This window comes from Pseudomonas sp. C27(2019) (genome assembly GCF_008807395.1).
GTDB lineage: Bacteria > Pseudomonadota > Gammaproteobacteria > Pseudomonadales > Pseudomonadaceae > Denitrificimonas.
The window spans coordinates 2137426-2150959 of record NZ_CP043320.1 but is presented as its reverse complement, the minus strand read 5'-3'; the positions used below and the strand labels follow the sequence as shown (position 1 = coordinate 2150959).

The window sequence follows — 13534 nt, the reverse complement described above, 5'->3', positions numbered from 1 at the left end:
TCGGTGTTGGGGTCGCGCAGTTAAAAATTTAACCGTGTCTAGCGTGCATGGTCATAAGCCAAGACCGCGACTGCGTCTCCAGTTGCTGCATTGTAAAAGCACATGCAGCGTACTTGTATCAGGAGGAGGAATCAGTGATTGGCCGCGGACGTGATGAAACGTCTGAATCAAAGCGCTTGGCTACGCAGGACAATACGACTGTGCATCTCCACCCAACACATTTCCCTTATTAAATCGGGTGCCGCTCGTTGTGTTGGTGAGCGGGTTTATAAAAATACAATCGCGGTTGGGCGATTGCGGATTATGTTTCTGTACAGATTTGGCCAAGGCATACAGTGCTTAGCGAGGATCTGCGTCCTGTGAAAATGTTTTATCGCGATTGTCCGCCAGCGTTTTGTTTTGATTTCTTTTAGCGCCCGCTTAAATCTGACTGCTTTTGGCAGTGGGCGCAATATAGCAGCACAGGTGTTTTTCTTCAATGCGTATATGGTACGAGGGCAGGCGGATGTTTTGGTGGTAGGGCGAGCACTCGTTGCCCGCGATGTTGTTATACGTGAGCATAAATGCGCACGCCACGGCATGCGTGCTAATTTGCTGCCTGCGCAAGCGGGTTTATTGTTACCATTGCACCTATTAAAGCAAAGTTACTTATTTAGGCGTTTAGGTGTATGACAAAGATGGATTCGCAGACCGCAACCGGTGTGCAGTTGCTTGAGGTCTCTGCGGGGTTAGAAGGGCAGCGCATTGATAATTTTCTTTTAGCGCGCTTAAAAGGTGTGCCCAAAACCATGATTTATCGCATTTTGCGCAAAGGCGAAGTGCGGGTGAATAAAGGCCGAATTAAGCCGGATTACCGTATTAAAGAAGGCGATATCGTTCGTGTGCCTCCCATGCGCATGACTCAAGCAGATGAGCCTGTGCCACTGGCCAAAGGATTGCTGGAGCGCCTGGAAGCGGCAATCGTGCATGAAGATAAAGCTTTGATTGTTTTGAATAAACCCGCTGGCATTGCTGTGCATGGCGGTAGCGGCCTGAACTACGGGGTGATTGAAGCCTTTCGACAAATGCGCCCGCACTGCAAAGAAATCGAGTTGGTACACCGTCTTGATCGCGATACTTCAGGCTTGCTGATGATCGCAAAAAAACGCAGTATGTTGCGCCATTTACATGAAGCCCTGCGCGGCGATGGTGTCGATAAACGTTATATGGTCTTGGTGCGTGGCCGTTGGCCCGCTTCGCGCAAACAAATTGATGCGCCGTTGCAGCGCAGTAACGTGCGCTCCGGCGAACGCATGGTTGAGGTCAATCCAGAAGGTAAAGAGGCATTGACCCTGTTTAAGGTCATCCGCCGCTTTGGTGAGTTTGCCACCATGGTTGAAGCCAATCCAATTACCGGGCGCACCCATCAAATTCGTGTGCATGCGCTGTATGCCGGGCATGCGATTGCTGGTGACACCAAGTACGGTGATGAAGAATTCAGCAAAGAAGTCCGCGAGATGGGCGGCAAACGCTTATTTTTGCACGCCAGCGATTTAAAATTCACTTTGCCTGATGGCGAAGTATTGGCCGTACATGCCGAGCCTGATGAACAGTGGCAGAAGGTCATAGAGCAGTTGGTTGATGAAACGTAGGGCGAGTACTCGTGCCCGCGTTGCATCTCAAAACCTTAAACAGCAGCAAACGCTACTCAAACACGGCTTCAACAGACTCGGCAAACAGCACGCGCTCGGTCCAGAGGCTTAATTCCGCATCTTTAGCTTGGTGCAAACGTTGCTCATACTCAGCAGCTTGCTCACCAAACTTAAGCTGCAAGAGTTTATAGAGTGTCACGGCGCGACCACGATCAACGCCTTGGTCTATGCCTTGCTCAATACCTTTCTCAATCCCTTGGCGCTCAATAATGGAGATGTAAGTCATTTTTTCATCCTCTTCGAGGTGTGCTAGTTGCTCATTGTAGTACGGGGTAAAACTTTCCGGTAGGGCGACGATCCATTCTAAAAAGACCACTAATTGCGTGATGTGTTCGCGCGGTAGCTTCTTTTTAGCAGCCAAACGGTAATAGCCTATTAAATTGTCGACCCGGGTTTTACCATCTTTGATCAGCTTTGCGGTGAGTTGTGCAGCAATCAGCAGGCCAAAGGGGTTGTCATGCTGTAGCAGTTCATCGGTTTTGTCGCGCCAGTCAAGCAGCTTTACCGTCGCGAACTCAAAACGGATGGTGCAGCCTGCGATTTCGTCACTGTAATGGTTGGGTCTGAAACTTGGCTGCGTATCGGTGAGAACCGCAAGGCTGATCACAGGTTTTTGATAGCGGTCACGAATACGATAGTAATAAACAAACATGCGTTCAGAGAAGTTAGTGTCTGCTGCGCCTTGCACTTCGACGTGAATTAAAATCCATTTTTCGCTGCCATTTAAAAAATGTACTCTGACCAATTTGTCAGCGTAGCGTCGTGAGTTTTTAGCTTTGCGGGTAATTTTTTGCAGTTCTTTATCTAGAAACGCAATGGGTTGTTGCCAGTCAATGAGCTGGCTGATATCTGGATATAAAAAATCCATAAATGGCTGGAAAAACACTTCCAGTGCATCCTTCCAAGGGCTGTCGTGGTCTTCGCGTTCAGGCTTAGATGCCTTAGTTGTTTTATGAGAGCCCGGCACATTGCCTTTATTAATTATATCCATCGCAACCTCCATGTTGCAGCGGTGAGCTTCGTTACCAAGCAAAGATCGCCATACCGCCTTTACAGCAGCTGACTTTATTTCACATAAAATCAGTGTAGGCGTAAATTTGCAAAGTGCAGGTTTCAATCGAACAGTTGCACAGCAATGCTAAGCGGTAGTAAGTGCGACAGGGTAGGACTATGAGGCATGTTACGGGTATAGTGCGTTTGTTTTTAACAGTGTTGCGCTGGGGGTAATCGCGGGTATAAGTGCTCGCCCGTTTGGGATAAGAGTGTCGTGCACGTTGTACCATTTGGGTTAAGAACGGCATGCGCATCGTAGACGGGCACTCGTGCCCGCGTTGTTTCTGGCGCAGGTATTTCGTTTGATTCCGCGCGGGCACGAGTGCCCGCCCTACGATAATGTGTGTCGCGGGCATAAATGTCGGCCCTACGGTAATGCGCGTGTCGTGGGTATAAATGTCGGCCCTGCGATAATACTCGTGGCGCATGCGCAAATATTTTTCATATTCAGGAGGATTTGGTGAGCAGGCTTAAGGTTTTGATTTTTGATTGGGATGGCACCTTGGTGGATTCCATTATGCGCATTATTGAGGCCATGCATGTGGCTGCGGATACTTGCGGCGTACCGCGTTGCACAGATGATGCGGTGCGCGCCATTATCGGTCTGGCCATGCCGCAAGCCTACGATGTGCTCTATCCCGATGCCGATGATGCCGAATTAAAACAACGCTTTATTCGCACCTACAGTGACACCTATATTCGTCTCGAAGAGCAGCCCTCTGAGTTTTACCCTGGCGTAATGGATGCTTTAGATGATTACCGCAGCGCGGGCTATCAGTTGGCGGTGGCGACCGGTAAAAGCCGACGCGGCCTGCATCGCGTATTGAGCGGACATAAAATGCTCGATTACTTTGATATCACCCGTTGCGCCGATGAAACACGCAGCAAACCCGACCCTTTAATGCTGCACGAGATTTTAAAACACTGCGCAGCAACGCCTGAGCAGGCTATTATGGTCGGCGATTCACCCTTTGACTTGCGCATGGCCAATAACGCCAATGTGCCCGGTATCGCTGTCAGTTATGGCGCGCAGCCGCTGAGTGTATTGCACAAAGAACAGCCTATTTTGGCCATTGACCATTTTTCTGAGCTGACCGCATGGCTACAACAGCAACCCAACACCTTACTCACAGGCGCATAGCATGACTGATCGCAAGGATGGTCGCCCAATCGACCCTTGGACATCCGAGCCGCTGGCCAAACCATCTGAGCAGGATGCAGAGCACTTGAGCTTTGATCTTGATTTAGACAATCTGCCACCCCATTCAAAGGAGCAGCGCATGACCGACAATAACGTTGATAACAAAACATGGAAACTGCTTGAAAAAGCTGTGTTGGCGAGCGTCAGTGAGCAGCGCCGTTCACGCCGTTGGGGCATCTTTTTTAAAGTCCTGACCTTTGTGTATCTGTTTGGCGCATTGGCGCTGTTCTCACCATTGATGGACAGCAGCAAAGGCGTTACCACAGGGTCACACACCGCTTTGATTGAAGTGCGCGGCATGATCGCCGACCAAGAAAGAGCCAGCGCCGATAATATTGTTAGTGCGCTGCGCAAAGCCTTTGACGATAAAAATACCAGAGGCATCATTTTACGCATCAACAGCCCTGGCGGCAGCCCCGTGCAATCGGGCTACATCTACGATGAAATCCGCCGCCTGCGCGCCTTGTATCCCGACACCAAAGTGTATGCCGTGATCAGCGATATGGGTGCCTCCGGTGCCTACTACATCGCCAGCGCCGCGGATGAAATCTATGCCGATAAATCCAGCTTGGTGGGTTCCATTGGCGTGACAGCGGCCGGTTTTGGCTTTGTTGGCACCATGGAGAAGTTGGGTGTTGATCGTCGTTTGTACACATCTGGCGAGCACAAAGCTTTTCTTGATCCCTTTCAGCCACAAAACAGTGAAGAAACTGCGTTTTGGAAAGAAGTGCTGCAAACAACGCATAAGCAGTTTATCGCCAGCGTCAAACAAGGCCGTGGTGATCGTTTAAAAGATGCCGAGCATCCTGAATTGTTCTCTGGCCTGATTTGGTCAGGCGAGCAAGCGCTGCAATTGGGTTTAATTGATGCCTTAGGCAGCAGCAGCTTTGTGGCACGTGAAGTGATCGGCGCAAAAGAGATTGTTGATTTCACCTTGCAAGAAACCCCCTTTGATCGCTTCGCGAAAAAGTTCGGTGCCAGCGTCGCCGAGCGTTTAGCTATTTGGGCCGGTTTTAATGGACCGCAGTTGCGTTGAAGACGCGCTGAGTTATTGCGCTCCCGCACCGTCATTGCGCTCCCGCTCGGTCTTTGCGAGGAGCGCAGCGACGTGGCAATCCACCTTGCACACCATGCCGTGCTACACATATGGACTGCCACGGCCTAACAGCCTCGGATTGATTGCGGTGGTATCCTTAAGTCTCGCAAAATATGTCGTAAACGCTTAATATACGACCCGTTCACATTTTGGTGATCAAGGACGTATCCGTTTGGGCGAGGCCAGCACGTCCAGAAATGCAGAAAAACAAACAAGGAGCCGATGTGAGTTCAAATATCCCCGTGCCGCACATGCCTAATCATACTGCTCCTGATGCAGATGAAATTGATCTTTTTGAGCTGTTTCAGTCGATCTGGCAAGAAAGAATTCTAATTGTCATTATCACCGCCGTAGTGACAGCGTTGGCATTGATTTATGCGCTTGCTGCAACCCCCATTTATCAAGTACAAAGTATCGTTAAACCTGCACCAATCAAGGACTTAGACGAGCTCAATGGCACTGGTATTTATAATCTCAGTCCAGCAGAAGCATTGGTGCAAGTCGGTGCAAGTCTTGAATCCTACGAAACACGTCTAGGCTATTTTAAAGCCAATCAAGAGCTCTTTGAGCCGCTTATCTCCGCTGATAGAAGCGTTGAGCAAAACTTTGAGCGGATCAATCGTGAATACATCAAGATTTTAAAAACCGATGCGAAAAAAGCTGAAGACTTTGCTAACTATGTCGGTATTCAATTTCAGTATCCGAAAGGCATGGATGGTGCAAAAATTACCAACGGTTTTGTCGAGCATGCGGTGAACTTAGAAAAACAGCGCATTGCCGCCAGTTTAGAAGTGGTGATCAATAACCAACTCGAGCGCTTGCGTCGTAAAATTAGTAACGCGCGTGCTGGTTACGAGGCCAGCAAAGAATCAGAAATTGCTCAACTCACCGAAAAAGATGTGTTAAAGAAGGCCAAGCTGCTTGATGAGCTAGCAGCGCTACGCGAAGAGCTTAAAGTGCGCCGGCAAAATCGCATTATGCAACTGGATGAAGCCATTGCCATTGCTAAATCCTTAGGCATTAAAAAACCTGCTACACCATCCTCATTGGCCAATGAAACGCGAGCCTCAGGCAGCGTGATTCGTACTGAAGTCAATAATCAGCAAAACCCCTTGTACTTTATGGGTACAGACGCACTGAGTGCTGAACGAGCCGCATTGATGGCCCGTGAAAGTGATGATTTTACCAGCGGACGGATTGTGGAAATTAATACAGCACTAAAGTTGCTTGAACACAACCGTCAGATTGAGGTGCTACAGGCCCGTGAAAACGAAGATTTATTCTTAGCAGAGCTTGCGGAAAACCGTAAAGAAATTTCCCGCTTAAAAAATCTAGAAGTTGATATGGATAAATTGAATTTGGTACGTATTGACCAAGTGGCAGTTGAGCCGACAAGCCCTATCAAGCCTAAAAAATCTTTAATCGTTGCGTTAGGCATTGTTCTCGGTGGTATGTTAGGTGTGTTTGCAGCGCTAATTCGTAGCGCGATCCGCAAGCGCAAAAACGCTGTATAGAGTGATGGCGAGGTTGCCCATTTATGGGCAATAGACAACAGGATAAGAAGGCTGTGGACGCTTGGTATGTACTGCACTGCAAAGGCAAGCAAGAACAGCGTGCCCAGCACAATATTGAAAACCAAGGCTATACCACTTGTTTGCCACGCATTAAACGGCAGAAAATCGTTCAAGGTAAACGCGTAGACTGCATCGAGCCTTTATTTCCAAATTACATTTTTATCCAACTTGACAGCAACACCGCAAATTTTAATGCACTGCGCAGCACCCGCGGGGTCAATAACTTTGTGCGCTTTGGCGGCATGCCAGCCACAGTGCCAAGCGAGGTGATGACCACACTTTTAGCGTTAGAGCAAAACAGTGAGAATCAACATACAGCACAACCCGCGTTTAGCGCAGGCGAAAAAGTCACAATCAGCGAAGGCCCCTTCGCTGGGCTACAGGCCATCTATAACATGCCTAAAGATGAAGAGCGCTGTTTGGTATTTTTAGATATGCTCGGCCAGCAACAACGAATAGAAATAGAAGAAACCGCACTGCGTGATGAATAGCATCGTCTCATCCCGCAGGAACGGGCCACGCCCGCGAAAGTAACGCAGGCAACACCTGCCCTGTAGGAGCGGGCCATGCCCGCGAAAGCAAGCACCACCGCACACGCGGCACATTTGAAAAGCAACACGGCACGTTGGGAGCCATAACCCATGGGCGGTAGCGTGCCTAAACGCCTTCATTGCAAGACACACACTGTCATCGCGAGTCGCGCAGCGACGTGGCAATCCACCTTGCAAACCACACAGTTTTACAAAAACCACGCGGTGCTACAAACATAGGCTGCCACAGCCTAACAGCCTCGCAGAGACAGTATCCAGCCAATAACAAACAACCCCATTGGCCGCGCCAAATATGCGTACCAAAGCAAATTGAATAGTGATTGAAATGAAAATTCTAGTTACCGGCGGTGCAGGTTTTATCGGTTCTGCAGTGATTCGCCACATTATTAAAAATACCCAAGACAGCGTCGTGAATCTCGACAAACTCACCTACGCCGGTAATTTAGAATCCCTTACCGAAGTCAGTGATAACCCACGCTACACCTTTGAACAAGTCGATATTTGTGATCGCGCAGAGCTCGACCGCGTCTTTCAGCAGCACCAGCCTGATGCAGTAATGCATTTAGCCGCTGAAAGCCATGTAGACCGCTCCATTGATGGCCCCGCTGAGTTTATTCAAACCAATATCGTCGGCACCTACACTCTACTCGAAGCCGCACGCGCCTACTGGAACGAACTAAACAGCGAAAGAAAACAAGCCTTCCGCTTCCACCACATCAGCACCGACGAAGTGTATGGCGACTTACCGCACCCAAATGATAATGATGAATGTTTAATGGTGAATGATGAATTAAATGACGACAGCAATAATTCAAAATTAAACATTCAACATTCAACATTGCCGTTGTTTCTTGAAACAACGGCCTATGCCCCAAGCTCGCCTTACTCTGCCTCCAAAGCATCGAGTGACCACTTAGTCCGAGCATGGCTGCGCACCTACGGCTTCCCAACGCTGATTACCAACTGCTCCAACAACTACGGTCCATATCACTTCCCGGAAAAACTCATCCCCTTAGTGATACTCAATGCGCTGGAAGGAAAGCCCTTGCCGATTTACGGCAAAGGCGACCAAATCCGCGACTGGCTCTACGTAGAAGACCACGCCCGTGCTTTATATAAAGTCGTTATCGAAGGCAAAATCGGCGAAACCTACAACATCGGCGGCCATAACGAAAAAACCAATCTAGAAGTCGTAGAAACCATCTGTGAAATACTCGACGAGCTAGCCCCAATGTATGATCGCGGCCATCCATTAAACATTAAACATTCATCATTAATCATTCACGTCAGTGACCGCCCCGGCCACGACCGCCGCTACGCCATCGACTCCAGCAAAATGGCTAAAGAGCTTAACTGGCAACCCATCGAAACCTTCGAGTCCGGCATACGCAAAACCATCCAATGGTACCTAGACAACCAACAATGGTGCAAAAACGTCCAAGATGGCTCGTATCAGCGCGAACGCTTGGGCGTTGGTGTTGATTAATGTTTAATGGTGAGTGTTAAATTTTTAATGGAAAACGGTGATGTACATGGAAAGACAGAACCCAATCGTAGAAAAGAGCTTTCAATTCTCTGTTCGTATAGTCAACCTATACAAACACCTAGTTAAAGAACATAAAGAATATGTGCTTTCTAAACAACTACTCCGCTCAGGTACTTCAATTGGAGCGAACGTAAACGAAGCACAAGCTACTCAAAGCAAAGCTGATTTTATTGCCAAAATGAGTATTGCCAGTAAAGAAGCACGTGAGACACAGTATTGGATCAAACTGTTGATTGAAACCCGTTATCTAAAAATGAAAGAGCCCTATGTAGAAACGCTGCTGGAGCAAAGCCAAGAGTTAGGAAAATTACTCACCAGCATTGTTAAAACCTCACAGTCTAAAAAGTAAGCGTGATATGCCTAATTCAAAATTAAACATTAACAATTCAGCATTAAACAATACCAAGGGTATTGTTTTAGCCGGTGGAAGCGGCACTCGCCTCTACCCCATCACCAAAGGCGTATCCAAACAACTGCTACCCATCTACGACAAGCCGATGATTTACTACCCGCTATCAGTTCTCATGCTGGCCGGTATTCGTGAAATATTAATCATCAGCACCCCCGAAGACCTGCCTAACTTTGAAAAGCTACTCGGCGATGGCAGCGACTTTGGCGTTCAGCTCAGCTACGCCGAACAACCCAGCCCCGATGGTTTAGCCCAAGCCTTTATGATTGGTGAAGAATTTATTGGTGACAGCAATGTCTGCCTCGTATTAGGCGACAACATCTTCTACGGGCAAGGCTTTGGCCCCATGCTAAGAAATGCAGCAGCCAGACCAACCGGCGCAACCGTATTTGGCTATCAAGTAAAAGACCCAGAGCGCTTTGGCGTCGTGGCTTTTGATGAAAAGCAAAAAGCCATCAGCATTGAAGAAAAGCCCGAACAACCCAAATCCAACTACGCAGTGACCGGTTTGTACTTTTACGATAACGATGTGATCGAGATCGCCAAACAAGTCAAACCCTCGCATCGTGGAGAGTTAGAAATCACCAGCATCAACCAAGTCTATTTAGAGCGTGGCGACTTAAACGTCGAACTACTAGGCCGTGGTTTTGCATGGCTAGATACCGGCACCCACGAAAGCCTTTTAGAGGCCGGGATGTTCGTAGAAACCATCGAAAAACGCCAAGGCTATAAAATTGCATGCTTGGAAGAAATCGCCTATAACAAAGGGTGGCTAACCAAGCAAGATTTGCAACGCTTAGGCCAAGAGTTAAGCAAGAATAGCTACGGGCAGTATTTGCTAGACCTAATTTAAATAGGGGAGCTAGAATGAGCTTTGAAGTCGATATCGATGGGCTTGGAATATTAGATAATATAAAACTAAATATAAAGCCTCTAACCGTTATTGCGGGTGAAAATTCAACAGGAAAAAGTTTTGCCACCAAAAGCATTTATTGTGTGTTAGATGCACTCAATAAAAATCATACTGCGAATGCACTTCAAGAGCATACAGAAAAGTTTATTCGTACTTTAGCTTATTACGAGCGTAGTATCAGCGTAAGGCCTGCAGTGGTAGATGAAGAGTTTATCACTCATTTAAGATCTTCCTTTGCCAGTGTTATGGAGCAACTTGTTGCCTTTTTTATAGAATTAAATATTGCTGAGCAAGAAGCAAAAAAAGATAAAATAAAAGAAGAGCTAGGTGCTCTAAAAGAACTAGTCATAGTTATTGATAACTATCTAAGCCAGCGCGGTCATCTGAATAAAGTAAAAGAAAATACAGTTAGATTGTTAGAACTAAGGTCGATATTAAGCTACATAGTCGGATCAATAAATAATTATGGGAAATTTATTGCTGCTGGTATTAGCGACCAGTTATCAGATAACTTTAAAAAGAATTATCAAGTTACTGAAATAAAATCATTAATCAACACTGAAAGTGATGGGCAGGCCTCAATAAAAATAGAAGATATCGGCTCAATAGAACTTCACTCTAATGACAATATCAGCTTCACTTTTGATAGAAATGGCATAGTAAAAGTACAAAAACTTGAAAACGTCGTTTTTATAGACTCGCCAGTGTACCTAAGAATCCGCAAAGGCTTAGAAAGAAAAGGTCTATTGCCTATGTTTCGAACACAGGACGATAGGTACTTAAAAGGATATCCAAGCTATATAGACAGTTTATATACTTTTATCGATAAACAATATTTAGATAAGCCAGACTTTTATGAAATAAGTCAAGAACTTCAAGCCATGCTTGCTGGTAAGTTAGAGATCACAAAATCAGGTGAAATAAACTATATAAATAATGATGGTGTTTCAACGCCTTTGTCACTAACAGCTATGGGAGTGAGTAACCTAGGTTTAATTGACTTATTAATTCGCAATAACATTATTAAACCAGGCTCCTTTTTAATCATTGATGAACCAGAAGCACATATTCACCCTAAGTGGCAAGTTGTTTTTATGGAGCTGCTTTATAAAATGGCTAAGGCCGGGGCTAATGTTATTATTGCAACTCATAGCCTAGATATGATTAAGAAACTTGAGCTAATAGCTAAGCAAGAGCCAGATGCAGAAGAGTTAATTTCTGTGCATAAAATGCCATCTTCAGAACTGAAAACAGATGCAACACTTAAAGAGAAAATAGAGGAAGTATTAGAGGATTTAAGTACACCTTTCTACCAAATGTACATGGAAGATATAGAGTAATGGCTAGTACAAAGTTTGATTTATCTGCGTTTGAAGAAAATATTAATACAGAGTTTCAAGCCCCTTATGGCAAAATATTACCTATAAAAGCAATAAAAACTGATGCCAAAGGAAAAGCTAGTCTAAAAAATATGCTAGGCGTTGGTAAAATCAAAACCTGTGACTATGTGAGTATTAGAAGTAATAGCTTATTGATGATTGAATTTTCTGACCTTAAAAGCCAAGAAGAAGGTGTTGAGAAATTAATTAGCGATCTAAAAAACAAACAGTGTCCGGTAGATAAGCACAACAAAAGAATGTGCGTTAAGAAAGAAGTAAATAAAATAGAAGATAAGTTTAAAGCTAAAGATTTAGTTTTCTCAGAGTTGCGACAGAAGTGTATAGAAACTACCTTGTTAACCCATAAAATAGCAGACAAAGAAAAATTTGTTTACACACAAAAATTTCAAAATAAAAAATTTATTGTGGTGATTAAAGAGCTAAAACCTGCAGACACACCTGCTATGGGGTTATTAAAAAATAAACTTAGCGGTGCTCTTAAAGATATTGTCGACACTGTAAAAATAATCCCACAAGAACACTTAGAGAATATATTTAAAAAGGCTGTAAACTCATGAGCCTCATCCAATGGACTCACTTTCCACCCCTAGGTGATGATCGCGGCTCGTTAGTCGCCCTAGAAGCCGAAAAGACCGTACCCTTTGAAATCAAACGCGTGTACTACATTTTTGGCACACAGCAGGGCGTAGCCCGTGGGTTTCATGCACACCGCAACTTAAAACAAGTGGCCGTTTGTGTAACCGGAAAATGCCGCATGATTTTAGATGATGGCAAAACCCGCGAAGAAGCCTGGCTAGACTCCCCAACCAAAGGCTTGCTGATTGATGACTTAGTGTGGCGAGAAATGCACGACTTCAGCGAAGACTGTGTACTGCTAGTGCTAGCCAGTGAACATTATGACGAAGCTGATTATATTCGTGATTATGAAGAGTTCATCAATCTGGTGAATGTTTAATGCTAAATTTTGAGTGGTAAATAAACACTATGAGTTACATTCATCCACTGGCTGATGTGCACAGTCAGAACATAGGTAAAGACAGCAAAATATGGCAGTTTTGCGTGGTTTTAGCTGGTGCGATAATCGGCAAAAACTGCAATATCAACGCCCAAGTACTTATCGAGAATGATGTCATCATTGGTGATAACGTAACCGTTAAATCAGGTGTCCAGTTATGGGATGGCACCCGCATAGAAGACAACGTGTTCATTGGCCCTAATGCAACACTCACCAACGATTTAATGCCACGCTCTAAACAGTACCCTGAAAAGTTTTCCGGAATTACTATCAAAAAGAATGCCAGTGTCGGTGCCAATGCCACACTTCTGCCGGGAATAACCATAGGCGAAGGCGCAATGATTGGTGCGGGAGCAGTGGTCACTAAAAACGTGCCCGATCATGCGATTGTCACAGGCAATCCAGCAATAGTTATCCGCCGAGTAAATCAGCGCCCAGAAAGCACTGGACAGGAAGAAAAATGCAAGACAATAAAGAACAGAACAGAACAGAACAGAACAGAACAGAACAGAACAGAACTAGCTAGCAATGACAGTGCTGCAAGGATGGCAGCATGATAAAGCTAAAAAGCAAAACCATAAAAATGCGTTTTGTAGAAGAAAGAGACGCAGAGTTTATTTTAAAACTACGCCTGGATGAAAAATACAACCAGTTCTTATCCAGTGTAAGCCCAGATTTACAAGCACAAAAAGACTGGATTAAAAAATACAAGCATGAAGAACATGCTAGACAACAGTTTTACTTTATAATTGAACGCTTAGATGGCACACCCTGCGGCACAGTTCGAGTGTATGACTTAACAGAAGACTCGTTCTGCTGGGGCAGCTGGATTCTCAACGAAGACAAAACACGGTTTGCGGCCATAGAAAGTGCGTTTTTAGTTTATAAGTTCGGTTTTGAAGAGCTTAGTTACAAAAAATCCCATTTCGATGTGATGAAAGGCAATGAAAGAGTCATTTCCTTCCACAAAAAAATGGGCGCAGTAGAAACAGGCGAAGATGAACAAAATTACTATTTTGAAATTACTGAGCAAGCTGTCAGTAATGCACAAAGTAAGCTTTCTAAAATGCTAAGCTAACTTTATG

15 protein-coding genes are annotated in these 13534 nt (G+C 45.5%); 14 read left to right on the top strand and 1 reads right to left on the bottom strand.

The annotated features are described in order from the left end of the window. Positions 1 to 399 precede the first annotated feature (399 nt). Positions 400 to 672, top strand: coding sequence for a hypothetical protein (locus tag FXF61_RS09795; protein ID WP_151185084.1), 273 nt, complete (start codon positions 400 to 402; stop codon positions 670 to 672). Beyond that, positions 669 to 1631 carry a 23S rRNA pseudouridine(955/2504/2580) synthase RluC gene (gene rluC / locus FXF61_RS09790; protein WP_151185083.1) on the top strand — a complete coding sequence of 321 codons (963 nt, stop codon included), beginning with the start codon at positions 669 to 671 and terminating at the stop codon, positions 1629 to 1631. The genes FXF61_RS09795 and rluC overlap by 4 nt, the downstream gene beginning before the upstream one ends. Positions 1632 to 1683: 52 nt before the next feature. On the opposite strand, the gene FXF61_RS09785 is transcribed toward rluC, so the two are convergent. Further along, positions 1684 to 2682 (bottom strand): hypothetical protein, encoded by a 999-nt coding sequence (locus tag FXF61_RS09785; RefSeq protein WP_151185082.1) that lies wholly within the window; start codon positions 2680 to 2682, stop codon positions 1684 to 1686. 522 nt (positions 2683 to 3204) lie between these two features. On the opposite strand from FXF61_RS09785, the gene FXF61_RS09780 reads away from it, so the two are divergent. From FXF61_RS09780 to FXF61_RS09725, 12 genes are all read left to right on the top strand, one after another. Continuing rightward, entirely contained in the window at positions 3205 to 3885 is a 681-nt protein-coding gene (locus FXF61_RS09780; protein WP_151185081.1) for an HAD-IA family hydrolase, read from the top strand. A 139-nt stretch (positions 3886 to 4024) separates the two neighbouring features. Further along, a complete protein-coding gene (gene sppA, locus FXF61_RS09775; protein ID WP_151186070.1) occupies positions 4025 to 4981 on the top strand; it encodes a signal peptide peptidase SppA in 957 nt (318 codons plus the stop codon). Between the two features lie 284 nt (positions 4982 to 5265). Next, positions 5266 to 6555 (top strand): Wzz/FepE/Etk N-terminal domain-containing protein, encoded by a 1290-nt coding sequence (locus tag FXF61_RS09770; protein WP_256663402.1) that lies wholly within the window; start codon positions 5266 to 5268, stop codon positions 6553 to 6555. Between the two features lie 23 nt (positions 6556 to 6578). Then, the gene (rfaH, locus tag FXF61_RS09765; protein ID WP_151185080.1) at positions 6579 to 7106 is read left to right on the top strand and encodes a transcription/translation regulatory transformer protein RfaH; all 528 of its coding nucleotides are present in this window, start codon (positions 6579 to 6581) and stop codon (positions 7104 to 7106) included. 385 nt (positions 7107 to 7491) lie between these two features. Next, positions 7492 to 8652 carry a dTDP-glucose 4,6-dehydratase gene (locus FXF61_RS09760; RefSeq protein ID WP_151185079.1) on the top strand — a complete coding sequence of 387 codons (1161 nt, stop codon included), beginning with the start codon at positions 7492 to 7494 and terminating at the stop codon, positions 8650 to 8652. 46 nt (positions 8653 to 8698) lie between these two features. After that, a complete protein-coding gene (locus FXF61_RS09755) occupies positions 8699 to 9061 on the top strand; it encodes a four helix bundle protein (protein WP_151185078.1) in 363 nt (120 codons plus the stop codon). Between the two features lie 7 nt (positions 9062 to 9068). Then, positions 9069 to 9974, top strand: coding sequence for a glucose-1-phosphate thymidylyltransferase RfbA (rfbA, locus tag FXF61_RS09750; protein WP_151185077.1), 906 nt, complete (start codon positions 9069 to 9071; stop codon positions 9972 to 9974). A 14-nt stretch (positions 9975 to 9988) separates the two neighbouring features. Beyond that, a complete protein-coding gene (locus tag FXF61_RS09745; protein WP_151185076.1) occupies positions 9989 to 11374 on the top strand; it encodes an AAA family ATPase in 1386 nt (461 codons plus the stop codon). Further along, positions 11374 to 11991: a hypothetical protein gene (locus tag FXF61_RS09740; RefSeq protein ID WP_151185075.1), complete on the top strand. Its 618-nt coding sequence runs from the start codon at positions 11374 to 11376 to the stop codon at positions 11989 to 11991. The genes FXF61_RS09745 and FXF61_RS09740 overlap by 1 nt, the downstream gene beginning before the upstream one ends. Further along, a complete protein-coding gene (locus tag FXF61_RS09735) occupies positions 11988 to 12389 on the top strand; it encodes an FdtA/QdtA family cupin domain-containing protein (RefSeq protein WP_151185074.1) in 402 nt (133 codons plus the stop codon). The genes FXF61_RS09740 and FXF61_RS09735 overlap by 4 nt, the downstream gene beginning before the upstream one ends. A gap of 29 nt (positions 12390 to 12418) precedes the next feature. Then, entirely contained in the window at positions 12419 to 13006 is a 588-nt protein-coding gene (locus FXF61_RS09730) for an acyltransferase (RefSeq protein ID WP_151185073.1), read from the top strand. Continuing rightward, entirely contained in the window at positions 13003 to 13527 is a 525-nt protein-coding gene (locus FXF61_RS09725; RefSeq protein WP_178087292.1) for a GNAT family N-acetyltransferase, read from the top strand. The genes FXF61_RS09730 and FXF61_RS09725 overlap by 4 nt, the downstream gene beginning before the upstream one ends. The last annotated feature ends 7 nt before the right edge of the window (positions 13528 to 13534 follow it).

Excerpts from the sequence above, each read along its gene's own strand:
- rluC (WP_151185083.1), top strand. The coding sequence starts at position 669 with ATGACAAAGATGGATTCGCAGACCGCAACCGGTGTGCAGTTGCTTGAG.
- FXF61_RS09785 (WP_151185082.1), bottom strand. The coding sequence starts at position 2,682 with ATGGATATAATTAATAAAGGCAATGTGCCGGGCTCTCATAAAACAACT.
- sppA (WP_151186070.1), top strand. The coding sequence starts at position 4,025 with ATGACCGACAATAACGTTGATAACAAAACATGGAAACTGCTTGAAAAA.
- rfaH (WP_151185080.1), top strand. The coding sequence starts at position 6,579 with ATGGGCAATAGACAACAGGATAAGAAGGCTGTGGACGCTTGGTATGTA.
- FXF61_RS09760 (WP_151185079.1), top strand. The coding sequence starts at position 7,492 with ATGAAAATTCTAGTTACCGGCGGTGCAGGTTTTATCGGTTCTGCAGTG.
- FXF61_RS09755 (WP_151185078.1), top strand. The coding sequence starts at position 8,699 with ATGGAAAGACAGAACCCAATCGTAGAAAAGAGCTTTCAATTCTCTGTT.
- rfbA (WP_151185077.1), top strand. The coding sequence starts at position 9,069 with ATGCCTAATTCAAAATTAAACATTAACAATTCAGCATTAAACAATACC.
- FXF61_RS09745 (WP_151185076.1), top strand. The coding sequence starts at position 9,989 with ATGAGCTTTGAAGTCGATATCGATGGGCTTGGAATATTAGATAATATA.
- FXF61_RS09740 (WP_151185075.1), top strand. The coding sequence starts at position 11,374 with ATGGCTAGTACAAAGTTTGATTTATCTGCGTTTGAAGAAAATATTAAT.
- FXF61_RS09735 (WP_151185074.1), top strand. The coding sequence starts at position 11,988 with ATGAGCCTCATCCAATGGACTCACTTTCCACCCCTAGGTGATGATCGC.
- FXF61_RS09730 (WP_151185073.1), top strand. The coding sequence starts at position 12,419 with ATGAGTTACATTCATCCACTGGCTGATGTGCACAGTCAGAACATAGGT.
- FXF61_RS09725 (WP_178087292.1), top strand. The coding sequence starts at position 13,003 with ATGATAAAGCTAAAAAGCAAAACCATAAAAATGCGTTTTGTAGAAGAA.